Origin of the sequence: Bradyrhizobium sp. WSM1253, assembly GCF_000244935.1 — a bacterium.
Lineage (GTDB): Bacteria > Pseudomonadota > Alphaproteobacteria > Rhizobiales > Xanthobacteraceae > Bradyrhizobium > Bradyrhizobium canariense.
The window spans coordinates 3,789,094-3,810,153 of the sequence record NZ_JH600073.1; the positions used below are offsets into that span (position 1 = coordinate 3,789,094).

The following is a 21,060-nucleotide window of genomic DNA, read 5'->3' on the forward strand; positions in this document are numbered from 1 at the left end:
GAGCGCGAAGAGATACGTAGCGCTGTTGGGAGGAAGGGATGATCACCGAGCGAAGACAGCCAACCCTTTGGCCCCGGAGTCTCGAAGACGAACTGCGAATGGAGCGCGCCCTCCACTCTCTCGAAAAGGAGAACAAGGACTTGAAAGAATTGGTCGTCCGTCTTTCGGAAACCCTCCTTCGACATGTTTGTCAAAGCGCAGCACTAAGATCGCTGAAGAATAGCGCTGAGCGGAACACTCAAGGTCGGACCGATCCATACTGAGCACGTCACCGCACCTGCCAAGCCGAGCGCTGCAATCGGTTGTTCTCAACCAACGCCCACGTCCAGGCTTTCGGCGCTCGATCGTTCCGGGTAGGGCGCGTTCCTACGTAGGCGCCCGCAATTCGCTGTGAAACCAAGCCAAGGTATGGGCCGATCTCATCGGGTCGACCAGATCGACCGCGATCTGATCGACGAAATCGCAAGCGGAACATTCGAAGGTACGAATGTCAAAACCGGCGGAGCCGGGCGTGATGCGCGCCAGCATCATTGTCGTCTGGCATTTAGGACAAGGCGGTCGTTGAATGGTCATGAGGCTTGCCTGGATCCGGCGGGAGCGCAATACTCTCTGTCATCGATGGATGCCAATGGGAGCGGTGATGGAACATGATGGAACGGCAAGCTCTGCTGCCACCGGTCAATATTGACCACCAGCCAAACTAAGGCCCGCTATCCCAAATGTGAACTTTCACAGATAGAATCATTTTTCATCGGCAACCTGCACTGTATCGTCCGGTTTCGCGACCGCGGGGTCGAGATCGAGTTCGAGGTCCGCGGACGGCCCGCCACGGTCGGCACGTCAATACGCTTGCCATTCCGTTCGGCCGGCAAGAAGCCCGCCGTCCGGCCACAGCTTTGACAAACGCTTGACGTAGATCAATCGCCTTGCTGCGGACTGAGCCGACCTCGTTGGGGGCCAACGACAAGGTGTCGAGCATGCGCGTCACCGGCAGGCTGCTGTTCGTTCTGATCATCTCCTACGCCTCGCTCGGGGCGATGTCGCGGGAGCGCGCCGATCAACCCACCGCCGACAACGAAATCCGCATCGGCAATGTCATGCCGTATTCGGGACCGCTCTCGGAGTTCGGCGCTATCGGCCAGGCGGAAGCTGCCTATTTCGACATGGTCAACGCGCGCGGCGGCATCAACGGCCGCAAGATCCGCTTCATCACCCGCGACGACAATTCCGACCCCACGACCGCGCTGGAGCTGACCCGCAAGCTGGTCGAGACGGACGACGTGCATTTGATGTTCGGCTCGTTCGGCACGCCGGGCAATCTCGCCGCGCGCTGGTATCTGAACGCGAAGAAGATTCCGCAGCTGTTCGTCGCCTCCGGCGACGAGGAGCTGAGCCAGGCCAAGGCGTTTCCCTGGACCATGGGCTGGCAGCCGTCGTTCCGGTCGGAGGGGCGCATCTACGCCAACTATCTCCAGGCCTATTATCCCAGGAAGAAGATCGTGGTGCTCTGGCAGAACGACCAGTTCGGGCGTGCGCTTCTCAAGGGCATGGAGGAAGGCCTTGGCGATCTGAACCGTCTCGTCCTCGTCGACATCGCCTTCGACATTGCCGACGAGCATCTCGACGGACACGTCTCGATCCTCAAGCGCGCCGGTGCCGATATTTTCGTCTTTCTCGGCGTACCGTCGACGGCGTCCAAGGTGATCAAGCTGGCAGCGTCAATGAAATGGCGCCCGGTCTTCATCGTCAACGACGCCTCGGCCTCGATCGCCAACGCGATGGCGCCCGCAGGCCTCGAGAATTCCTCCGGCGTGATCTCGGCGGCCTTCCTGAAGGATCCTAGCGATCCCGCATGGAAGGACGATCCCGCCATGAAGGACTGGTTCGCCTTCATGGACAAATACCATCACGACGAAAGCACCAACAGCAGCGCGGCGCTCTATGGCTATGCCGCGGCCGAGGCGCTGACGCAGGTGCTGAAGCAATGCGGCGATGACCTCTCGCGCGAGAACATCATGCGTCAGGCGGCTTCGCTGAGGAATTATCAACCCTCGGTCGCGCTGCCCAACATCAGGATGAACACCTCGCCGAACAGCTACCTGCCGATCAGGCAGATGCGGCTGGTCCAGTTCGACGGCCGCTCCTGGCAACCCTTCGGCGATGTGATCGAGACGGCCTTCACGGAAGGCGCGGCGCGGTGAGCTGACTCGGGCAGGGCAGTTGCCCGCTTGAGGGAGCGTCGGCGTTTATCGCATCGAAGGGAGAGGTGCGCTCCCTCCCCCGCTTGCGGGGGAGGGTTGGGGAGACGGTGCATCCGCAATCGAGAGCCCCCAAGAGGAGAAAGCCCTCACCCGGCGCGCGGGACGATGCTTCGCATCGCCCGGACGGCGCCGACCTCTCACGCAAGCGGGAGAGGCGACGCACCTGCGTCTTGGCAACATCCGGGCACGCCCGGACTGAATTCGGCTTCTCACGCCGGCTTCAACTCCCGCGCAACCCCATTTTATGGTGGTCGCGGTCGGCGGCTTTTCGTTTCATCACAGACGTTTAAGATCGGCACGAACCTGCATTCACTTCCGGAGATCATCCGAATGACCGAGACCATCCGCATCAGGCGCTTCACTGCCCGCGCCGTGATCGTGCCGATGAAACTGCCGCTCCAGACCTCGACCGGTGCGGTTGCCAAGGCGCCGCTGGTGCTGATCGACTGCGAGACCGACAAGGGTGCCGTAGGGCACGCCTATCTGTTCTCGATCACGCCGTCGGCCTTGAAGCCGTTGACGGCAATGGTCGCGGAAATGTCGGAGCTGCTTGCGGGCGACGAGCTGCTGCCGTTCGAGATCGAGCGCAAGCTGACCCAGCGCTTCACCCTGCTCGGCCTCGCCGGCCTGCAGCGGCTGGCGCAATCCGGCATCGACATGGCGGCGTGGGACGCGTTGGCACGCGCACGCGGCCTGCCGCTGGCGCGGCTGCTCGGCGGCGCGCCAAAACCGGTCAGGGCCTACAATTCGAAGGGGCTCGGCATCATGCCGGCGGATGCCGCGGTGGAGGAAGCCCACAAGCTGCTGGCCGAGGGCTTTCAGGCCGCAAAGATCCGAGTCGGCCGTCCCGATGCGCGGGAAGACCTCAAGGTGGTGCGCGCGGTGCGCAAGGCCGTCGGCGACGACGTGACGCTGATGTGCGACTACAACCAGGCGCTGACGGTGACCGAGGCGACCCGCCGCGGCGAGATGCTCGACGACGAGGGGCTGACCTGGATCGAGGAGCCGATCCGTCACGACGATTATGAGGGCAACGCCCGTATCGCGGACGCGCTGCGCACGCCGGTCCAGATCGGCGAGAATTTCGACAGCGCGTTCGCGATGCAATCCGCGCTCTCCGCCGAGGCCTGCGACTTCGTGATGCCCGACGTGCAGCGCATCGGCGGCGTCACCGGCTGGCTGCGCGCCGCCGCGCTGGCGCACGCCGCCGGCATCGAGATGTCGACGCATCTGTTCTCGGAAGTCAGCGCGCATCTTTTGTGCGTAACGCCCACCGCGCACTGGCTCGAATATGTCGACTGGGCCGACGCGGTGCTTTCAACGCGGCTGATCGTCAAGGACGGCTTTGCCCTGCCGGGCGAGGAGCCCGGCAACGGAATTGTGTGGGACGAGGCGGCGGTGAAGAAGTATCTCGTGAGCTAATCGTTGAAAGCGATGCCCTTCGCGGCCTCGCCCGGAGCGCCGGGCTCGGCAATTCCCGCGCAATTGGCCTGCGGCTTTTGTCCGGCGAGCATGCCGCGGAAGAACGCGAGCGCATCCGGGAAGGCCGCGTTCAGGCCGCCATTGTGCGTCGCGCCGGGATAAGTCTTCCAGACCACCTCGTTGCCGGCCGCGCACAGCGCCGCGACTTCGGCATATTGCCGTGTCGGGACCAGCGTGGAATCGGCAAGACCGGTCCCGAGCAGCACCGGCACCTTCAGCCGCACGGCCTTCATGTCCGTGATCGGCGTCAACCGCGCCAGCACATTGGCGATGGGCTCGACATAGACGTTCTCGGCGGTAATGCCGTCCTTGCGCGCGACCTCGCGCATCTCAGGCGTGCAGCTTTCACGCGCCGCTTTCAGGACCGGCTTGCCCTTGTCGGAGACGAGATCGTCGGCGGACGGCGCGCCATCCGGCAACGAGCCGCCGAGCATCATCAGCGACGTATAGATCGGCGAAGCGATCGCGGTCGTCTGCGGCGGCTTATAGGGGCCATCGGGGAACGTGGACACCAGGCCCGTCGCCACGGTGGCGATCAGCGGCACGTCGGGCGCGTAGCTTTCCGCGATCACAGTCGCGCCCATTGCCGCGCCCGAGCCTTGCGATTGTCCGGTGACGAAAACCTTTGAAGCGAGCTTGTCGCGATACGCGGCGAGCGCAGCACGCGCGCCGTCGAGCACGGAGCGCCCTTCCGCCTCCCAGATCAGATAAGGATGCGGCCCCGCGCCGCCGAGCCCCTGATAATCGGTCGCCACCACCGCAAACCCGTTCTCGAGCCAGCGCTGGATGTAGGTGGCATCGCGCGGCTTGTGCCCGGTCCAGGACGGCGCACAGGAATCCGACACGCCGAGCGTGCCGTGCGCCCACGCGACCAGCGGCCAGCCTCCGGCCGGCGGCTCGCCCTTGGGCAGATAGACCGTACCGCTCACCGGCACGATACCGGCGTGCCAGCGCACATCCGTGGACGTGTAGAGGATGCGCTCGGCGACACCGGCGCTCGTGATCTCCGGCTGCGCAAGCATCGCCTCCCTGCGCAGCATCACGCCGGGGCTTTCTGGGAGGGCTTGGAGCCAGCGATAAAAGCCGGACAGGTCCTGATCGCCGACTTTCGGTCCCACCGGCAGCGACGAATCCGCGTGGGCTTGCGCCATCGCGAGGCCTGTGACGACGGCGAGCGCCATCACGAATTTCGGACTCGGGGTTTTGAACATCGGCGTCTCCAGTTCCCTTGCAGTGTGCCGCATTTTTGTTGGCGGGTTGATTGCCGCAGCAATGCACTTTCCGCGTCGATTATGGAGACGATCGTGCGCGGGTCCAAGTCTATTTGAGGCAAGTCTATTTCAGGCAAGTTTTTTGCAGACACGTCTTTTCGGACACGTCTGTTCAGAGATGGGCAGATCCCGGTCTGCGTAGCTACCAGGTCTCCGCGCCGGGGATTTTCTTGCGCACCGCCCGGCGCTGGATCCAGATGCAACGGCGCACGGCCGTATTGGAGCGGCCGACTGCGGATATTCCTTGGCCGGCCTGCAGCAGTGGCGCCACGTTTTCGCGCAGCGCGCGGCAGCGCTGGAGCTCAGCCTGCCAGTCGATGATGGCTGCGTCGGCCCGCGACGCCATCAGCGACAATATCGCCACGGCAAGACAGCTCCCTCGCATGGTGCGCATTCCCTTCACCGTGATGTGGCCGGATCGCGCCAGGCGGCATCGTGGCCCGGATGTCATCCGAGCTAATGACACTGCAAGACGATAACTCAACTTGACGCCGGCGGCGAGAGCTTGCCGGTTACGTCCCGCGGCATCCGACAGCCTGATCCAACGCATCTGTGATGCAGCTGTGAGCTCTGATCGCGCGATCCTGAAAAATCAGCGAAGCGATCAATGGTATGACAACCAGCATTCAAAACGCCAGCCGGCAAACAACGAGGTGAACATGATCCTTCCCAGGAAGTTTTTGGCCAGCGCCGGGTCACGACCGATTGCGCGACGCCCCCATCTTGCCGTGATGACCGCAGCGCTGTTTTTCGCCGCAACGTTCTGGCCAGCCGGACCTGCGCGCGCTGCCGCAAATGATGCCGAGGCGCGAGCCATCTTCGACAAGTTCATTGCCGCGCAGAATGCGCATAGCGCAAACGATGTGAAAGCCATGCTCTGGAATTCGCCGAGCACGCTGTTGTTTGCGAGAGGCATAGAGACGAGAGGGCGCGATGCGGTCGCCGACCGCTTCAAGGCGTATTACGAAGGCACCTGGCACCTCGAGCCCGACATGTCGAAATTCCACGTCGCCGTGATCTCGAACGAGGTCATGCAGGTCCTCGTGCCGATCGTCTTTACGCGCGGCCTTCCGGGCAAGCCGCCACAACAAAATACGTTTCTGATCAGCCAGACCTACGTTCAGGATGCGGACGGCTGGCACGTCGCCTCCATCCTTCCGGTCGCGAATACGGAACTGAAATAGGGGGATTTAGCGGCGGTATGTCGGCTAAGGAGGCTGCCGCTCCAGTCCGTCTCCGCTCTTCGAGCTACGCCGGACACGCTTCGCCGTGATTTTCCAGGCTGTGCCACGCGAAGCCGAAGGCGAAGCGTGGTGGGCGCGACAGGGATCGAACCTGTGACCCCTACCATGTCAAGGTAGTGCTCTCCCGCTGAGCTACGCGCCCTAGATGTCGTCTAGATCGGGTCGGGTCCCTATAACGGCTCAGGGGAGCCGGTGCAAGGACGGAAGGCGGCCGATTTAGGCCGCCAGCATCTTGTTCACTTCGCTGACCAATTCGCGCAAATGCACAGGCTTGGACAGCACCTTGGCGTTCTTGGGGGCGTCCGAATCCGAGTTCAGGGCGACCGCGGCGAAGCCGGTGATGAACATGATCTTGATGTCGGGGTCGAGTTCCGAGGCCCGGCGGGCGAGCTCGATGCCGTCCATCTCCGGCATCACGATGTCTGTGAGCAGCATTTCGAACGGCTCTTCCCGCAGCCGCTGATAGGCGGCCATGCCGTTATCGTGGGACGAGACCTGAAAACCGGCGTTTTCCAGCGCCTTGACCAGGAAACGGCGCATGTCGTTGTCGTCTTCGGCGAGCAGGATCTTTGGCATGGCGGAAATGTCGAATCCCCAGAGGATATCAGCAGAGGTCACTAAGCCCGACGGAGGGTAAATTTGGGGTGAAAATCTTTACCCTCAGCCGGCTGTGCTTGCCGGCCCCTTGTGAACCTGAAAGCAGTTCGAAGCAATCGAGCCGTACCTGCCGGTCCCCACCTCGCTGCCCGCAGGGTTAAGACATGTTCCAGCACAGATCTCATCTTTTCGCTTGGCAGGATGGTTGCGATTCCGGACAATGACGACACATAAGAGCCGCCCGATCGGCCGAATCAATGCGTTGAGGCCGGTGCCGGGCTTGTTGGATCGTGCGGCGCCAAGGGTGAAGCCTGATACCAACGGGCAAAGCCTGATTGCCAAGGGACGAAGCCTGACACCAAGGGACGAAGCCTGAGAAGATGACCCGGTTTGACGGCGACAAGTCGCCAGCCTTCGAGATCGTTGAGCCCGCGCAATGGCGCGCGCCGGTAATCTTCAACTCGCCCCATTCCGGCTCGACCTATCCGGACGAATTTCTCAGCGCCTCCAGGATCGACCTGCCGACGCTGCGGCGTTCCGAAGATTCCTTCATGGACGAGCTGATCGGCCATCTCAGCGAGCGCGGCTTTCCGACCGTGCGGGTCAACTTTCCGCGCTCCTATGTCGACGTCAACCGCGAGCCCTACGAGCTCGATCCCCGGATGTTCACCGGGCGCCTGCCGAGCTTTGCCAACACCCGCTCGATGCGGGTTGCCGGCGGACTTGGCACCATTCCGCGCGTGGTCGGCGACGGCCAGGAGATCTATCGCGAGCGCATCCTGGTCGACGACGCGCTGGGGCGGATCGAGACGTTGTACAAGCCCTATCATCGCGCGCTGCGCCGGCTGATCAACAGGGTGCACCAGATGTTCGGCACCGTCGTGCTGGTCGACTGCCATTCGATGCCCTCGGTCGGCGTCTCCCGCGACGAGCCGCGCCGGCCCGACATCGTGATCGGCGACCGCTACGGCACGAGCTGCACGCCGCTATTGCCCGACCGGGTCGAGGAGACCATGGCCGGCCTCGGCTATTCGATCGGCCGCAACAAGCCCTATGCCGGCGGCTTCATCACCGAGCATTACGGCAACCCGGCCAGTGGCCTGCACGCCGTGCAGCTCGAGCTCAACCGCGCAATCTACATGGACGAGCGGCGGCGCGAGCGCAGTCCACGCTTTGCGCAAGTGGCGTCGGACTTCGGCGTGCTCGCCGACGTGCTGGCGACTACGGTCCCGTTCGGCGATCTCGGCCCGTTCCAGGCCGCGGCGGAATAGGCGCAACGTTTTTCTTCTAACGATTGTGTTGGGTGCGATCAGCGCGAACGCGTTTCGCGGCGCGCATTGAAATGAAAGCCGATGCTGAGAGAAAGCAGAGGCTGAAAGAAAAAAGGGCCGCTTCTAATGAAGAAGCGGCCCAAGTCTAGGGAGGAAACGCCCAAGGAGGGCAGCAGTAACGCGAGAAGCGCTACCGCACCGCAACAATATGCGGCCGCGACGCACAAAGTGCAAGGGCTTTCGAGCGATTTCCCATGCAATGAGGACATAGCTCGGTTGCTTCCAGAGAAACCCAGATTCAGTTCCTTTGATAAGGAAATTCAATGGGTTGATAGTCATTTGCATACGAACAAGGCAGGCCCGGAACTAAGGTTTCAACTCAATGATCGATATTTGCCCAGCGGGTGTCTTCGACGAGGCGAATGCTTCCCGCATCCAAAATACCAGGGTGCAAAAGCAAGACAGCGCTGCACGATTCTTCCGATTTGAGCTAGGCAGGAGTGAGCTTCACCCGACTTTCGCTTTTTGAGGATACGCCGTGACGGTGATCGATTTCTCCGCCTTCATCGGACGGCTCGCCACCGCCTCCGGCGAAACCATCCTGCCGTTCTTCCGCACCTCGCTGTCGATCGAGGACAAGAGCAAGACTAGGGAATTCGACCCCGTGACCGAGGCCGATCGCGCTGCGGAGGCGGTGATGCGGCGTCTGATCAAGGCCAACTTTCCCCAGCACGGCATCGTTGGCGAGGAATTCGGCAACGAGCGCGAGGATTCGGACTATGTCTGGGTGCTCGACCCCATCGACGGCACCAAATCCTTCATCGGCGGCTTTCCGATCTGGGGCACCCTGATCGCGCTCCTGCACAAGGGCACGCCGGTCTACGGCATGATGCACCAGCCCTTCATCGGCGAACGCTTTTCCGGCGACAGCGGCTCCGCTCATTATAAAGGCCCCTCCGGCGAGCGCCGGCTCCAGGTCCGGCGCTGTGCTTCGCTGTCGGAGGCGACGACCTACACCACCAGCCCGCTGCTGATGAACGAGCGCGACCGCGCCATCTTCGGCCGCATCGAGCAGGGCGCGCGGCTGTCGCGCTATGGCGGCGACTGCTACTGCTATTGCATGCTGGCGGCAGGTCACGTCGATCTCGTGGTTGAGACCGAGCTGAAGCCTTACGACATCGCAGCCCTGATCCCGATCGTGACCGGCGCCGGCGGCGTCGTCACCACCTGGGAAGGCAAGCCGGCGCAGGGCGGCGGCCGTATCGTCGCGGCCGGCGACGCCAGGGTTCACGAAGAAGCACTGAAACTGCTCAACGGATAGGCGATATAGGAGCCTGCATGACCAACCGGCGCACGCTCCTTCTCGCCGCCTTGCTTCTGGTTCCGACACTGGCCTGCGCCCAGAACTTCCCGGCCAAGCCGATCAAGCTGATCGTGCCGTTCCCGGCCGGCGGCCCCAACGACATCATCGCGCGGGTGATCGGCCAGCGCATGTCGGAGCTGTCAGGACAGCCGGTGCTGATCGACAATCGCGGCGGCCAGGGCGGCGTGCTCGGCACCGATGCCGTCTCCAAGGCTGCACCCGACGGCTACACCATCGCGATCTCCAGCGCCGGCGCGCTGGCGATCAGCCCGAGCATGGAGAGGGTCGCCTACGATACGCTCAACGACCGCACACCAGTGACGCTGGTGGCGACCGTGCCGGAAATGCTCGTTGTCGCCACCAACGTTCCCGCAAAGGACATCGCGGAATTGATCGCGCTCGCCAAGGCGCAGCCCGGAAAGCTCAACTTCGCCTCCTCCGGCCCCGGCAGCCTGCCGCATCTCGCCGGCGAATTGTTCAAGCTGACGGCGAAGATCGGCATCGTGCACGTGCCCTATCGCGGCGCGGCGCCCGCCGTGAACGATCTGCTGGGCCAGCAGGTGCAGATGACGTTCCTGGATCTCCCCGTGCTGCTGCCGCAGGTCAAGGCGGGCGCCCTGCGGCCGATCGCGGTGGGCTCCGCCGAGCGTTCGCCGACGGCGCCTGACGTGCCGACCACGGCGGAAGCCGGCTTTGCCGATCTGCGCATCGAGAACTGGTACGGCATGGTGGCGCCGAAGGGCACGCCGAAGGAGATCGTCGCGGCGCTGCATGCCCTCGCCACGAAGGCGATGGCGGATCCCGCGGTGAAGGAAAAGCTCGCCGCCCAGGGCGCGACGCTTGTCGGCGATGAGCCGGAGCATTTTCGCAGCTTCATCGCGGACGAGACCAAGAAATGGGCGAAGGTGATCAAGGACGCTGGCGTGGAGACCGCGAGGTAGCGCAGAGCTCACACTGCCGCAGACCGCAAATGCTCCACCAGCATCTTTGCCGGGCGCGGCAGCGTCTTGAAGCTTCGCGCGCAGATCACGAGTTTGCGGTTGGCCCAGGTATCGCGCAGGCGGACCATGGCAAGCGGCATCAGTTTCGCGCAGCGGCGGGCCGCGGCTTCGGGCACCAGGGCAACGCCGACATCGGCGGCGACCATCTGGCAGATCGCGTCGAAATCGCGCAGGCGTGCGCGGTAATGCGGCCGCATGCCGAGCCGAGCGGCGTGCTTCGAAATATGCACCTGAAGCGCGGTGGCGCTGGTGAGCCCGACGAAGTCGCAAGCGCCCGCCTCCTGGAAATCGATCGCGCGGCGGCCGGCGAACGGGCCGCGCCTGGACGTCACCAGCGTCAGGCGATCCTCGCTGAAGGCGAATCGCTCGATATGATCGGGCAGCGCGTGCTCGGCTGCGAAGCCGAGATCGGCCGCGCCCGCAGTGATCGCGGCCGCGATGTCGGTGCTCTCGCGCTCCTCGATGTCGATGGCGACGTCGCGATGCTCGCGCAGGAAGCCGGCAAGCGCCTTCGGCAGATGCTCCGAGAGGCCGGAGGTATTCGCGAGGAAATGCACGCTCGCGCGCACGCCGCTGGCAAAGCCGGCGAGATCGCCCCGCATGGCGTCGATCTGGTGAATGACGAGACGGGCGTGATCGAGCAGGCTCTCGCCGGCCGAGGTCAACTCAACGCCGCGGCGCCCGCGCTTGAGCAGCGCGACGCCGAGCGCATCCTCCAGCCCCTTGATGCGCGCGCTGGCTGAGGCTAGCGCCAGATGCGACCGCTCCGCGCCGCGGGTGATGCTGCGCTGGTCGGCGACCGCGATAAACAGCTGGAGGTCGACGAGGTCGAAGCGCATCCCGGGTCCCTCCAGCCTTCGCTCCAGACGAAGGCTTTCTCCGTAAGCTACAGATTGTGCCGACGCGCGGCATCGGTCAATGTGCAGATATGATCGACCCGCTCCTCATTCTCATCGCCGCCATCTTCCTGCTCGCCGGCTTCGTCAAGGGCGTGGTCGGGCTTGGCCTGCCGACGGTGTCCATGGGACTGCTCGCCGTGAGCATGGCGCCGAGCCGCGCGATCGCCATCGTGATCGTGCCCGCCATCGTCACCAACATCTGGCAGACTTTCGTCGGCCCCCATTTGCGCGACATCCTGCGGCGGCTGTGGCCGCTGATGATCGGCACCGTGATCGGGTGCTGGCTCAATGCCGGCGCGCTCACCGGCCCGCATGCGCGCTACGGCACGATCGTGCTCGGCGTCCTGCTCGTCATCTACGCGATCATCGGGCTGAACAAATTCCAGTTTCACGTTGCGCCAAAGAACGAGAAATGGGTCGGTGGCGTCGTCGGTGTGGTCACCGGCGTGATCTCGGCCTCGACCGGCGTGCAGGTGATCCCCTCGATGCCGTTCATGCAGGCGATCGGCATGGAGAAGGACGAGCTGGTGCAGGCGCTCGGCGTGTTCTTCACGACGGCGACATTGGCGCTCGCCTTCAACCTCACCGCGGGCGGATTGCTGACGCCGGCCAATGCGGTGCCGGGCGCCGTCGGCATGGCGTGCGCGTTTGCCGGCATGTACATCGGCCAAACGGTGCGGGCGCGGATGCCGGCGGAAGCGTTTCGCCGCTGGTTCCTGATCGCGATGATCCTGCTCGGCCTCTATCTCGCCGGCAGCGCGCTGCTGAAGGAATTCGCGTAAAAGAAGTTACCGCGTCTCCAGCATGGCGACGCGGACGCCGAGATAGATGAAGAGGCCGCCGAGGGCACAGTTGACCCAGGCGATCGCGCCTTCGGAGCTCCGCAGGCGGTGGGCGGCCCTTGCCGCGAACGCCGCCAGCACCAGGCACCACAGCGTTCCCGTGCAGATGAAGATCAGGCCGAGCGTCAGGAAGGCGAGCGGCTTGTGCGCCGAGTCGGCTGCGACGAATTGCGGCAGGAAGGCCAGGAAGAACAGCGCGACCTTGGGATTGAGCGCGTTGGTGAAGACGCCCTGGAGGAATACCCTCCGCAGCGAGCTCTGCACCGGCTCGTCGATGGCCGAGGCCGGCACCGGGCGCGACCACAGCATCTGAAGCCCGGTCACGACGAGATAGGCCGCTCCAACCAGCTTCAGGATCGAGAACGCGGTCGATGAGGCCGTCAGCAGGGCCGAAAGCCCGATCGCGGCGCCCGCGACATGGAAAAAGCAGCCGCAACTGATGCCCAGCGCGGCCGCGGCGCCACCTCGCCAGCCCAGCTGCATGCTGCGGCCGATCACATAGACCGTATCGGGCCCCGGCGTGATGTTGAGCAGCACGCCCGACAGGACGAAGAGCCAGATTTCGTGAATGCCCAGCATGTGTGACGTACCTCCGCCGCCCAACCGTGGCCCAAGAGGCCGGCTTAGTGGGTTCGCTCGTCCCCGTCCACTGCCGGGATTGCCGAGGATTTACCTCGAATTTGCAATGCGGTTCGTACTTTCGCTCGGCCTCATCTGCTCTATAAGGAACGGGTTCTTTGAACGCGGGATTCGAGGCGACGGCCACGCCGTGGCCGGTCCTCGATCTCTTCCAAGTCTCTTGGAGCTCCGGAATATGGAAAGACGTCTGGCCGCCATCGTCTGCGCCGATGTCGCCGGCTATTCGCGCATGATGGGCACCGATGAGGCCGGCACCCATGCCGCCTTCAAGGCCCATCGCAGCGCGATCCACCCCATCATCCTCAATCACGGCGGCCGCGTCGTCAAAAACACCGGCGACGGCTTCCTGCTGGAATTCCCCTCGATCGTCGGCGCCACCGAGGCCGCGATCGCGATGCAGACGCTGATGGCGGAGCGCAATCACCATCTGCCCGCCGATCGCGCCATGCAGTTCCGCCTCGGGATCCATATGGGTGATGTCATCGCCGACGAGGACGAGGTCTTCGGTGACGATGTCAACATTGCCGTCCGCCTCGAAGCCGTGGCGAGCCCCGGCGGCTTCGCGATCTCGGCCAAGGCCTACAAGGAGGCCGGCAAGCATCTCACCGTGCCGCTGGTCGATGCCGGCAACCACCGCTTCAAGAACATCAAGGATCCGATCGGGGTCTGGACCTGGACGCCTGAGGGTGCACCGGCGCTTGCGCCCGCGCTGAGGGAGGCATCCGCCCTCTCGCAGCAGTACCGCACCGCGATCGTCGGCGTGCTGCCTTTTGCCAATCTCAGCGACGCCCAGGACGAGTATTTCTCCGATGGCCTGACCGAAGATTTGATTCACGCGCTGTCGCTGCAATCCTTCTATCGCGTGCTGAGCCGCAACTCGACGTTCGTGTTCAAGGGCAACAACGTCAGCACCCGCCTGATCGCGCGGGAGATCGACGCTAGCTATCTGATCCAGGGTTCGGTGCGGCGTGCCGGAGCCAAGATCCGCGTCACCGCAGAGCTGATCGCGCCGGAGACCGGCGAGCAGCTCTGGACTGGCCGCTACGACCGCGACATCGGCGATCTCTTCGCGATGCAGGACGAGATCACTACCAACCTGTCCGCCGCCATCGCCACCGAGATCGTCCGGGCCGAGGCCTCGGCGCCGGCGCGGCTGTCGACCGACGTCACCGCCTGGGACCGCTTCCTCAAAGGGCTGTCGCACTATTATCGGCAAACCAAGGAAGACCTGGCCATCGCCGTCGACCTGTTCCGGGAGGCCATCAGGCTCGAGCCCAAGCTGTCGATTGCGCATGCCTATCTCGCCACGATCCAGATCCAGAGTATCCATTTCGGCTGGGTCAAGGGCACGCGCGAGATGTGGGCCGAGGCGATGAAGCTTGCCGAAACCAGCGTCCGGCTCGACCCGCGCTCGTCATTTGCGTTCTCGATCCTGTCCTGGACCCACGCGCTGGAGGGCCATTACGAGGCCGCGATGGATGCCGCCAAACGCGCCGTCGCGCTCAACCCCTACGACAACGGCGCGCGCGGCGTGCTCGGCATCTGCCATTTCGCCGTCGGCGAGCACCGCGAGGCGATCGAGCTGTTCTCGATGGCCGCACAGCGCGACAACAGCGATCCGCGCTACCAATGGGCCGCACTGAACGCCTTCAGCCATTATTTGCTGGGCCAATATGACGCGACCCTGTCATGGGCTCGAGAGCAACTCTACATCAACCCGAACCATTTGCAGGCGCTGGCAATCCGCGCCGCGGCGCTGGCGCAATTGGGGCGGGGCGACGAGGCGGTCGAGGCGACCCGCGTGCTCATGGCTAATTACCCGACACTCAATGTCGACCGCCATTTGCGCAATTTCCACTGGAAGCGGCCCGAGGACCTCGCCCATTACCGCGCCGGACTCTTGAATGCGGGCGTGCCGCTCGGGAAACTGACCCTGGTCTCGAGTGACGTCAAACGCGTCGCCGAATCCTGAGGGCCAGCCGCGGCCACGCGGCAATGTCCCCTCCGCCTTTATTGACACGACAGTGAATTCAGCCACACTCCGCTACACGCTGAAGTAGTATAACGTGTTGTCGGTTTGTCAGGACTTTCCGCGCTCTATCGCCGCGTCTGTATTTCACGATTCGCCGTTTTCAGGATTTTGGGCCATGCATGACTCCGCTCCGAAGCCCCCCTTCGCCCCCTCGATCCAGGTCTCGCCGAACAATCCGTGTCCATTCCTCCGCGGCCTCGTCGGCGAAGGGTTTGTTGACGGCGGAACCGTCCCGCTCGGCACGCTGTCGCAAACGATCGCGAATGCAAGCGGCGAGACCGGGCTGAAGAAGGTCTCGGCCCGCATCCAGGTCCGCGGCGTCGCGCTTATCGCCAACGGTCTTGGTCACATCCTGAAGAGCATATTTTCCGGCGCGCAGCTCGACGCGTTGCGTGGCGGCCCTCTCGACAAGCGCGGTGCCGGCTCACGCGTCCTCGGCGTCGACGGCACGGTCGATGAGGACGAGCTCGCGCGGTTTGCGAGCTTCGGCCGGACCTACCAGGATCCGAACGGCGGCGGCTCTGAGCCCGGTCTCAACGCCTCGGAAATCGGCGTCTTCATGCGCGACAACCTCAAGCGCGCCGGCAGCGCCGCGCGCTGGTACTACCCCCTGCTGATGAAGTTCGAATGGCCGATCCTCCTGAAGATCGTGGGCAAGGGCGCGGGTGAGGACCGCTATCTCAGCGTGGCCGACGTGCGCACTCTGTTCAACGAGCGGCAATTCCCTGCTCGCATCAATCAGCGGCTCGTCTCGCAGCCGGTGCTGTCGATCTGCCAGCGCGTGGTGCGGGGCGCCCTCAAGGTTGCGGCCCTGCTCGTCGCCCTCGGTCTCGCCTTGCTCGTTGCGGTCGCCGAATTCCCCGACCAGGTGCGCGCCATGCTGCCGCAAAAGGGAATTCTCGTGAATCTCCTGCCGCCGCCCTTGCCCGCGGTCCCCGAGACCAAGGCGGCCTTTTGGCTCGAACAGAACTGGTCGCTGAAGGACAGGCACTGGTTTCACCATGCCAGCCAGGGCACCGCGACCTTCCCGGTGCCCTATGAATGGTTCATGGCCCTGGAGCAGCCGCGCCTGCATCTGTTCTCGCGGCCGGGCATGATGACGGACAGCGCCTATCTCGAGCGCTTCGGGTTCATCCCGAGCCCGCAGTCGATCCAGACCGACGCGACGTCACTGCGCCGCTTCGGCTACGCCAATGTCTACGAGACGACGCAGGTGCCGGACTGGTCGACGAGGTGGACGCCGGCGGAGAACGTCGACGGCCTGCCGGTCGGCTTCGCACGAATGACCGGGGTCAGCGATCCCGCGACGGGCCGTCGCGAAGAGGACAAGATCGGACTGACCTGCGCGGCCTGCCATACCGGCCAGATCCACTACCAGGGCGTGGACGTGCGTTTCGACGGCGGTCCGGCCATGACCGATCTGAAGAAGCTCGAACTCTCCACCGGCCTGTCGATCGCCTACACGCTTTACGTGCCGTTCCGCTTCCAGCGCTTCGCTGATCGCGTGCTCGGCCCCGATGCCAGCAAGGCTGACCGCGCCGCGCTCAAGCAGAAGCTCAGCGCGATCGGCAACTTCCTGATCGACTGGGCGCAAACTCAGCAAAAGACGATTGAAGGCAAGAAGACCTGGAACGGCAGACAGCAGAGTGACACCGAGGAAGGGTTTGGTCGCCTCGACGCCCTCAATCGCATCGGCAATCAGGTCTTTTCACAGGATCTCGCGCTGAGCGGGATCAAGGGATTCGAAAAGAACCTGCACGCCCAGGACGCCCCGGTCAGCTATCCCCCGATCTGGACCGTGCCCTGGTTCAAGTTCGCCCAATACGACGCCTCGATCGAGCAGCCGCTGATCCGCAACGCGGGCGAAGCCCTCGGCGTGACGGCGCTGCTCAACCTGTCCGACGCCTACCCGGAGGACAGGTTGTGGCGCTCCTCGGTTCATATCAACACGCTCGGCTGGATCGAGGACATGCTCAGGGGGCCAGATCCGTTCAAGACGGCAAATCCCTCCACCGGTCCGAAGTTCGCCGGCCTGCTGGCGCCGAAATGGCCCTCGCAAATCCTCGGCGACAATTGGAGGCTCGATCAGAAGAAGGTCGACAATGGCCGCAAGATCTACGCTGAGATGTGTTCCGGATGCCATTTGCCGGCGATCGACACCCCGGCTTTCTGGTCTTCGGGACATTGGGAGCCGAGCGGCGACAGCAAGGTGCTGAACGCGGTGACGATCCCCCTCGACGAGATCAAGACGGATCCCGAACAGTCGCTCGTGCTCAGCAACAGGATCGTCGATTTGCCCGGCTTCCTGAAGGTGAATACGGCCGACCTCCAGAAATGGTGGCAATGCGACGTCTCGACCGAGAGCTCGCCGACCGAGATGGTGTATGCGCTCGGGCTCATGACGGTGGTGGACCTCGTTGCCCGCAAATGGATGGACGATGAGAAGACACCGGACGCCGAGCGGGCGAAATTGTGGAATCTCGCGCGCAAGAACTGCCTCAATCCGGTGGGGGGAGCACGCTATCGGGCACGGCCGCTGAACGGCATCTGGGCCACCGCGCCCTATCTGCACAACGGTTCGGTGCCCTCTCTCTACTGGTTGCTGAAGCCTGCAAGCGAGCGCCCGCAAAAATTCTGCATGGGCCGCCGCGACTATGATCCCGTAACCGTCGGCTTTGCGGTCACCGCCAACGAGAAGTGCAAGACGGGTGAAACCGAGTTCTCGGCGGGGTCGGACAAGGATCCGATCCAGGGCAACAGCGTGCTCGGCCATTCCTTCGAGCGCAAACCGGGCGAGGAAAAACGTCCCGGCGTCATCGGCCGCGTGTTCAAGGACGACAACGAGCGCTACGATCTGATCGAGTATCTCAAGACGCTGTAGTCGAGCTCTGTCCTAAGCAGGCCGCCCTCATCCTGAGGAGCCCGCGCAAAGCAGGCGTCTCGAACGATGGCCGCGGGCGAGAGCCGGGCCTTCATGGTTCGAGACGCGCGTTCCGCGCTCCTCACCATGAGGGTCTTGCGAACTAAGCGGGGCGAGGGAGCGCACCTCGCGCGCAGCAGCCATTCACTTCAAATCCTCACTTGAACAGCGGCGTGCCCGGCACGAAGGCGTCGAAGGCGGCCCAGAATTGGGAACGGTAGCGGTCCTGCTCCTGGAGGATCTCGTGCTTGGCGCCGGCGATCACGAGATGGGAGCCGGCGCGCAAATGATAGGCGAACTCCTCGATCGCCGCGATCGAGACCACGGTGTCGCTGGAGGCCGCCAGCATCAGGATCGGCTGACGGATCTCGGACGGGTAGTTTTTGCCCCTGAAGGTGTTCATCGCGCGGAAAGCGGTATCGGCCCAGGCGACCGTCGGTGACGCCAGCCCGAGAGTCGGATCCTCCTCCAGGATGGCGGCATTGCGCGCATAGCGCACGGGATCGCTGGTCAGCGGATTGTTGATGAAGGGATTGAGCCCGGTGATCTGGTCGCTGCCGCCGGGGACATAGCGGCCGCCCATCCCCAACACGCGCATTGTCTTCAGCAGAGCCCGCGCCGGAAACGAGGTGGCGCGGCCGGGTAGGTCGATCATCGGCGCCGACAACACCATGCGGTCGAACCAGCGCTTGCCCGCATGCGCCACCCGCAGCATCACGGTGCCGCCCATGGAGTGGGCGAGCGCGAAGAAGGGCGGCGGGCAATCCGGCAGCACCACCTGCTGCACGAAGGTCTCGACGTCGATCTCGAAATCGGCGAAGTCGCGGACATAGCCCTTGCGCGGATCGCGCAGGCGGCGCGAGGAGTGGCCCTGCCCGCGCCAGTCGATCATCGCCACCGCAAAGCCGCGGTCGCGCAAATCGCGCACGGTCTCGAAATATTTCTCGATCTGCTCGCTGCGCCCGGTGAAGACGCAGACCGTGCCCTTGCGGTTCGCCGGTGGCGCCCAGCGCGCAAAGCGCAGCTCGACGCCATCGGGGGTCTTGATGGTACCGCTGACGACGTCTTCGGGAACGGGATTGGATGGTATCGAGACCAGCGTCATGATGGGGAGGGCTTGGGCACGAAGTGCTGCAAATCAGGGGGCGGGAGCGCCGAAAAGGCTAAGTATCCGCCCTCTTGAACGCCGTTCTCCTCAACCCATATCACCTTGGTGCAGGCCGCTACCAGTGTTTCGGAACCGGAACATCAGGCTGCACACAGACGAAAGCCCGGCCCGATTGGCGGGCGGGTTACCAACAGTCGCTCAATGGAGGACTTGACCATGCGTACCTACGACCTGACCCCCTTCTACCGTTCCACCGTCGGCTTCGACCGCCTCTTCAACCTGCTTGACCAGGCCGGTTCGGACGGCAGCCCCGGTTATCCCCCCTACAATATCGAGCGCACCGGCGAGAACGACTACCGCATCACCGTTGCGGTTTCGGGCTTTGCCAAGGATGAGCTCTCCATCGTCGCGAAGGAAAACACGCTGACGATCAAGGGCGAGAAAGTCGCCAACGAGAACTCGAAGGCCGAAGTGCTGTACCGCGGAATCGCCGCGCGTGCCTTCGAGCGCGCCTTCCAGCTTGCCGACTTCGTGCAAGTGAAGAACGCCTCGCTCGAGAACGGGCTGCTTCACGTCGACCTCGTCCGTGAGATTCCCGAAGCGAAGAAGCCACGCCAGATCGCGATCAACACCGGTGCGCAAGGCGCACAGGTGATCGAGAACTCGGTAGCCGCGTAAATCACGTCGGCCACTTCCAAGTTGCGAAAACGCCCCGGTGCCCCGGGGCGTTTTTTTATGTCGTCCCGGCGAAGGCCGGGACCCATAACCACAGGGAGTAGTGTGGCGAAGACTTGCCGTTCGGTACTCCTACCACGAATAACCGAGGGACCTCGCGGTATGAGTCCTGGCCTTCGCCAGGGCGACACCGTTGGTGTGATGCGGGCCACCGCATCAAACGCCCACGCTTAGTCCAGCCCTTGTGCCGCCGGCATCTCCTGTGTCGGCAGGATCGTCGCGGCAGGCTTGGCCTGACCTACGGTCGGCGCGGCGGCTTGCGGTGGGACCTCAGCGGGCTTTGTCGGCACGGCCGCCACGGTCTGCGTGGTAGGTTGAGCCTGCGCTGCCTGCGCCGCCGCGGGTTCGGCTGGCTTGGCGGCGACCGGCGCCTCGCGTGGCGGAGCCGCCTTCGGGAGCGGGACGGAGCGGCTGGCGACATGTGGGATCGGGGCCGGTGGGCGTGGCGGACCATTGCGGATCATGGTTGGCGGCGGTAGCGCGCTTTGCGGGCGGTAAGGCGCAACCGCAGGCTGCTCGTAGCCCGGCGCCATACCGTAGGCGTCGGCAGCCGGCATGAAGCGCAAAATCCTTCCGTCGCGGGCATCGATCACCAGCCGGCCGTCCTCGCCCCGGCGGTCAATCACCGCGATGGTGTAGACGCCGCCGCGCAGGCGCGGGATGCCCAATGGAGAAAAGCCGTTTTCGCGCAGCACCGCGTAGACCTCGGTCGATGGCAGCAGCACCGGGGCCGGCCCGCGTTCTTCGTAGCCATAGCGCGGCGGCGGGGGCGGCGCGGCCTCCGGCGGCGCATAGGGCCCGTCGAAATCCGAGACCGCGATCATCGCCCCTCGCGCTGGAACTTGCGCTTGTGCGGCGGTCGCGGCCAGCGCCAGCGCGGCGGCAGCCATCCATCCTGTGAAAAACTTCATGATCGAGACGCTCCTGTCAGGCCCCCGGATGGATCGCACTCTTTCGCTTCTTGCGGCGTGGCGCGGCTTCCGAAGGGGTGATCAGAAGCTTCATTGGGGATTCCGGCGTCGGCGGGGCCGGATCAGGGCGCGTTTGCTTCAAAAGCGGGGCCGCGCAACTTTTGCAAAGGGATCGATTGATCTATGGGGAATCGGGACTTGCGCGCGCTTGTGTGATAGACAAAAATTTGGCAAGGTGGCGGTTAGGACAGGAAGACTGTCTCAATTTTGCTTGCGGTTCCGGCATAGGGATTGCAACGAAAGTCGGTGCTTTCGAGCGCCAAGAAGGCAACAGGCAAAGCCGTTCTCGGGGACGAAGAACGCCTTGGCCTGAATTTAAGAAAATGCGGCTCGCGAGCGGACGAGCGGTGACCCAGAAGCGGGTGCCGCGGGACGCCCAAGGTGCGCCGAAGATGGCGGTGAGGCAGCTTGCCGCATGGAGAGG

General features: G+C 64.0%; 18 protein-coding genes and 1 tRNA gene. 10 read left to right on the forward strand and 9 right to left on the reverse strand.

Annotated elements, in window-relative coordinates:
• Positions 1 to 366: 366 nt before the first annotated feature.
• A complete protein-coding gene (locus BRA1253DRAFT_RS42875) occupies positions 367 to 573 on the reverse strand; it encodes a hypothetical protein (protein WP_035993660.1) in 207 nt (68 codons plus the stop codon).
• A 404-nt stretch (positions 574 to 977) separates the two neighbouring features.
• Here BRA1253DRAFT_RS42875 and BRA1253DRAFT_RS19395 point away from each other — a divergent pair, with 404 nt between their 5' ends.
• Together BRA1253DRAFT_RS19395 and BRA1253DRAFT_RS19400 are read left to right on the forward strand one after the other, a co-directional pair.
• Positions 978 to 2,201: an ABC transporter substrate-binding protein gene (locus BRA1253DRAFT_RS19395; RefSeq protein ID WP_007597082.1), complete on the forward strand. Its 1,224-nt coding sequence runs from the start codon at positions 978 to 980 to the stop codon at positions 2,199 to 2,201.
• A gap of 390 nt (positions 2,202 to 2,591) precedes the next feature.
• Positions 2,592 to 3,683 carry an enolase C-terminal domain-like protein gene (locus BRA1253DRAFT_RS19400; RefSeq protein ID WP_007597084.1) on the forward strand — a complete coding sequence of 364 codons (1,092 nt, stop codon included), beginning with the start codon at positions 2,592 to 2,594 and terminating at the stop codon, positions 3,681 to 3,683.
• Here the strand turns inward: BRA1253DRAFT_RS19400 and BRA1253DRAFT_RS19405 are convergent.
• Together BRA1253DRAFT_RS19405 and BRA1253DRAFT_RS19410 are read right to left on the reverse strand one after the other, a co-directional pair.
• Positions 3,680 to 4,954 (reverse strand): lipase family protein, encoded by a 1,275-nt coding sequence (locus BRA1253DRAFT_RS19405; RefSeq protein ID WP_007597086.1) that lies wholly within the window; start codon positions 4,952 to 4,954, stop codon positions 3,680 to 3,682. The genes BRA1253DRAFT_RS19400 and BRA1253DRAFT_RS19405 overlap by 4 nt on opposite strands.
• A 202-nt stretch (positions 4,955 to 5,156) precedes the next feature.
• On the reverse strand, positions 5,157 to 5,399 hold the full coding sequence (locus tag BRA1253DRAFT_RS19410; RefSeq protein ID WP_035995285.1) for a hypothetical protein: 243 nt from the start codon (positions 5,397 to 5,399) through the stop codon (positions 5,157 to 5,159).
• Between the two features lie 100 nt (positions 5,400 to 5,499).
• Between BRA1253DRAFT_RS19410 and BRA1253DRAFT_RS19415 the strand changes: the two genes are divergently transcribed.
• Entirely contained in the window at positions 5,500 to 6,198 is a 699-nt protein-coding gene (locus tag BRA1253DRAFT_RS19415) for a DUF4440 domain-containing protein (protein WP_245285945.1), read from the forward strand.
• Positions 6,199 to 6,325: 127 nt separating this feature from the next.
• Here the strand turns inward: BRA1253DRAFT_RS19415 and BRA1253DRAFT_RS19420 are convergent.
• Together BRA1253DRAFT_RS19420 and cpdR are read right to left on the reverse strand one after the other, a co-directional pair.
• Positions 6,326 to 6,400, reverse strand: a tRNA-Val gene (locus BRA1253DRAFT_RS19420).
• Positions 6,401 to 6,474: 74 nt separating this feature from the next.
• Positions 6,475 to 6,834 carry a cell cycle two-component system response regulator CpdR gene (cpdR, locus tag BRA1253DRAFT_RS19425; protein WP_007597092.1) on the reverse strand — a complete coding sequence of 120 codons (360 nt, stop codon included), beginning with the start codon at positions 6,832 to 6,834 and terminating at the stop codon, positions 6,475 to 6,477.
• A 401-nt stretch (positions 6,835 to 7,235) separates the two neighbouring features.
• On the opposite strand from cpdR, the gene BRA1253DRAFT_RS19430 reads away from it, so the two are divergent.
• From BRA1253DRAFT_RS19430 to BRA1253DRAFT_RS19440, 3 genes are all read left to right on the forward strand, one after another.
• Positions 7,236 to 8,126 carry an N-formylglutamate amidohydrolase gene (locus BRA1253DRAFT_RS19430; RefSeq protein ID WP_007597106.1) on the forward strand — a complete coding sequence of 297 codons (891 nt, stop codon included), beginning with the start codon at positions 7,236 to 7,238 and terminating at the stop codon, positions 8,124 to 8,126.
• A 538-nt stretch (positions 8,127 to 8,664) separates the two neighbouring features.
• Positions 8,665 to 9,447 carry a histidinol-phosphatase gene (hisN, locus tag BRA1253DRAFT_RS19435; protein WP_007597108.1) on the forward strand — a complete coding sequence of 261 codons (783 nt, stop codon included), beginning with the start codon at positions 8,665 to 8,667 and terminating at the stop codon, positions 9,445 to 9,447.
• 17 nt (positions 9,448 to 9,464) lie between these two features.
• Entirely contained in the window at positions 9,465 to 10,430 is a 966-nt protein-coding gene (locus tag BRA1253DRAFT_RS19440) for a tripartite tricarboxylate transporter substrate binding protein (protein ID WP_007597111.1), read from the forward strand.
• Between the two features lie 8 nt (positions 10,431 to 10,438).
• On the opposite strand, the gene BRA1253DRAFT_RS19445 is transcribed toward BRA1253DRAFT_RS19440, so the two are convergent.
• Positions 10,439 to 11,329, reverse strand: coding sequence for a LysR substrate-binding domain-containing protein (locus tag BRA1253DRAFT_RS19445; protein ID WP_007597112.1), 891 nt, complete (start codon positions 11,327 to 11,329; stop codon positions 10,439 to 10,441).
• A gap of 89 nt (positions 11,330 to 11,418) precedes the next feature.
• Here BRA1253DRAFT_RS19445 and BRA1253DRAFT_RS19450 point away from each other — a divergent pair, with 89 nt between their 5' ends.
• On the forward strand, positions 11,419 to 12,171 hold the full coding sequence (locus BRA1253DRAFT_RS19450; RefSeq protein ID WP_007597114.1) for a sulfite exporter TauE/SafE family protein: 753 nt from the start codon (positions 11,419 to 11,421) through the stop codon (positions 12,169 to 12,171).
• 6 nt (positions 12,172 to 12,177) lie between these two features.
• Here the strand turns inward: BRA1253DRAFT_RS19450 and BRA1253DRAFT_RS19455 are convergent, their stop codons facing one another.
• Positions 12,178 to 12,810, reverse strand: coding sequence for a LysE family translocator (locus BRA1253DRAFT_RS19455; protein WP_007597116.1), 633 nt, complete (start codon positions 12,808 to 12,810; stop codon positions 12,178 to 12,180).
• Positions 12,811 to 13,045: 235 nt separating this feature from the next.
• Between BRA1253DRAFT_RS19455 and BRA1253DRAFT_RS19460 the strand changes: the two genes are divergently transcribed.
• Positions 13,046 to 14,842 (forward strand): adenylate/guanylate cyclase domain-containing protein, encoded by a 1,797-nt coding sequence (locus BRA1253DRAFT_RS19460; RefSeq protein WP_007597122.1) that lies wholly within the window; start codon positions 13,046 to 13,048, stop codon positions 14,840 to 14,842.
• Positions 14,843 to 15,017: 175 nt separating this feature from the next.
• Positions 15,018 to 17,783, forward strand: a complete 2,766-nt coding sequence (locus BRA1253DRAFT_RS19465) for a di-heme-cytochrome C peroxidase (RefSeq protein WP_007597124.1) — start codon at positions 15,018 to 15,020, stop codon at positions 17,781 to 17,783.
• Between the two features lie 196 nt (positions 17,784 to 17,979).
• On the opposite strand, the gene BRA1253DRAFT_RS19470 is transcribed toward BRA1253DRAFT_RS19465, so the two are convergent.
• Positions 17,980 to 18,927, reverse strand: a complete 948-nt coding sequence (locus tag BRA1253DRAFT_RS19470; protein ID WP_007597126.1) for an alpha/beta fold hydrolase — start codon at positions 18,925 to 18,927, stop codon at positions 17,980 to 17,982.
• A 219-nt stretch (positions 18,928 to 19,146) separates the two neighbouring features.
• Here BRA1253DRAFT_RS19470 and BRA1253DRAFT_RS19475 point away from each other — a divergent pair, with 219 nt between their 5' ends.
• Complete coding sequence (locus tag BRA1253DRAFT_RS19475) at positions 19,147 to 19,608, forward strand: Hsp20 family protein (protein ID WP_007597127.1); 462 nt, start codon at positions 19,147 to 19,149, stop codon at positions 19,606 to 19,608.
• A gap of 227 nt (positions 19,609 to 19,835) precedes the next feature.
• On the opposite strand, the gene BRA1253DRAFT_RS19480 is transcribed toward BRA1253DRAFT_RS19475, so the two are convergent.
• The gene (locus BRA1253DRAFT_RS19480; protein WP_007597129.1) at positions 19,836 to 20,576 is read right to left on the reverse strand and encodes a hypothetical protein; all 741 of its coding nucleotides are present in this window, start codon (positions 20,574 to 20,576) and stop codon (positions 19,836 to 19,838) included.
• Positions 20,577 to 21,060 lie beyond the last annotated feature (484 nt).

Excerpts from the sequence above, each read along its gene's own strand:
- BRA1253DRAFT_RS42875 (WP_035993660.1), bottom strand. The coding sequence starts at position 573 with ATGACCATTCAACGACCGCCTTGTCCTAAATGCCAGACGACAATGATG.
- BRA1253DRAFT_RS19395 (WP_007597082.1), top strand. The coding sequence starts at position 978 with ATGCGCGTCACCGGCAGGCTGCTGTTCGTTCTGATCATCTCCTACGCC.
- BRA1253DRAFT_RS19400 (WP_007597084.1), top strand. The coding sequence starts at position 2,592 with ATGACCGAGACCATCCGCATCAGGCGCTTCACTGCCCGCGCCGTGATC.
- BRA1253DRAFT_RS19405 (WP_007597086.1), bottom strand. The coding sequence starts at position 4,954 with ATGTTCAAAACCCCGAGTCCGAAATTCGTGATGGCGCTCGCCGTCGTC.
- BRA1253DRAFT_RS19410 (WP_035995285.1), bottom strand. The coding sequence starts at position 5,399 with ATGCGAGGGAGCTGTCTTGCCGTGGCGATATTGTCGCTGATGGCGTCG.
- cpdR (WP_007597092.1), bottom strand. The coding sequence starts at position 6,834 with ATGCCAAAGATCCTGCTCGCCGAAGACGACAACGACATGCGCCGTTTC.
- BRA1253DRAFT_RS19430 (WP_007597106.1), top strand. The coding sequence starts at position 7,236 with ATGACCCGGTTTGACGGCGACAAGTCGCCAGCCTTCGAGATCGTTGAG.
- BRA1253DRAFT_RS19440 (WP_007597111.1), top strand. The coding sequence starts at position 9,465 with ATGACCAACCGGCGCACGCTCCTTCTCGCCGCCTTGCTTCTGGTTCCG.
- BRA1253DRAFT_RS19445 (WP_007597112.1), bottom strand. The coding sequence starts at position 11,329 with ATGCGCTTCGACCTCGTCGACCTCCAGCTGTTTATCGCGGTCGCCGAC.
- BRA1253DRAFT_RS19450 (WP_007597114.1), top strand. The coding sequence starts at position 11,419 with ATGATCGACCCGCTCCTCATTCTCATCGCCGCCATCTTCCTGCTCGCC.
- BRA1253DRAFT_RS19455 (WP_007597116.1), bottom strand. The coding sequence starts at position 12,810 with ATGCTGGGCATTCACGAAATCTGGCTCTTCGTCCTGTCGGGCGTGCTG.
- BRA1253DRAFT_RS19460 (WP_007597122.1), top strand. The coding sequence starts at position 13,046 with ATGGAAAGACGTCTGGCCGCCATCGTCTGCGCCGATGTCGCCGGCTAT.
- BRA1253DRAFT_RS19465 (WP_007597124.1), top strand. The coding sequence starts at position 15,018 with ATGCATGACTCCGCTCCGAAGCCCCCCTTCGCCCCCTCGATCCAGGTC.
- BRA1253DRAFT_RS19470 (WP_007597126.1), bottom strand. The coding sequence starts at position 18,927 with ATGACGCTGGTCTCGATACCATCCAATCCCGTTCCCGAAGACGTCGTC.
- BRA1253DRAFT_RS19475 (WP_007597127.1), top strand. The coding sequence starts at position 19,147 with ATGCGTACCTACGACCTGACCCCCTTCTACCGTTCCACCGTCGGCTTC.
- BRA1253DRAFT_RS19480 (WP_007597129.1), bottom strand. The coding sequence starts at position 20,576 with ATGAAGTTTTTCACAGGATGGATGGCTGCCGCCGCGCTGGCGCTGGCC.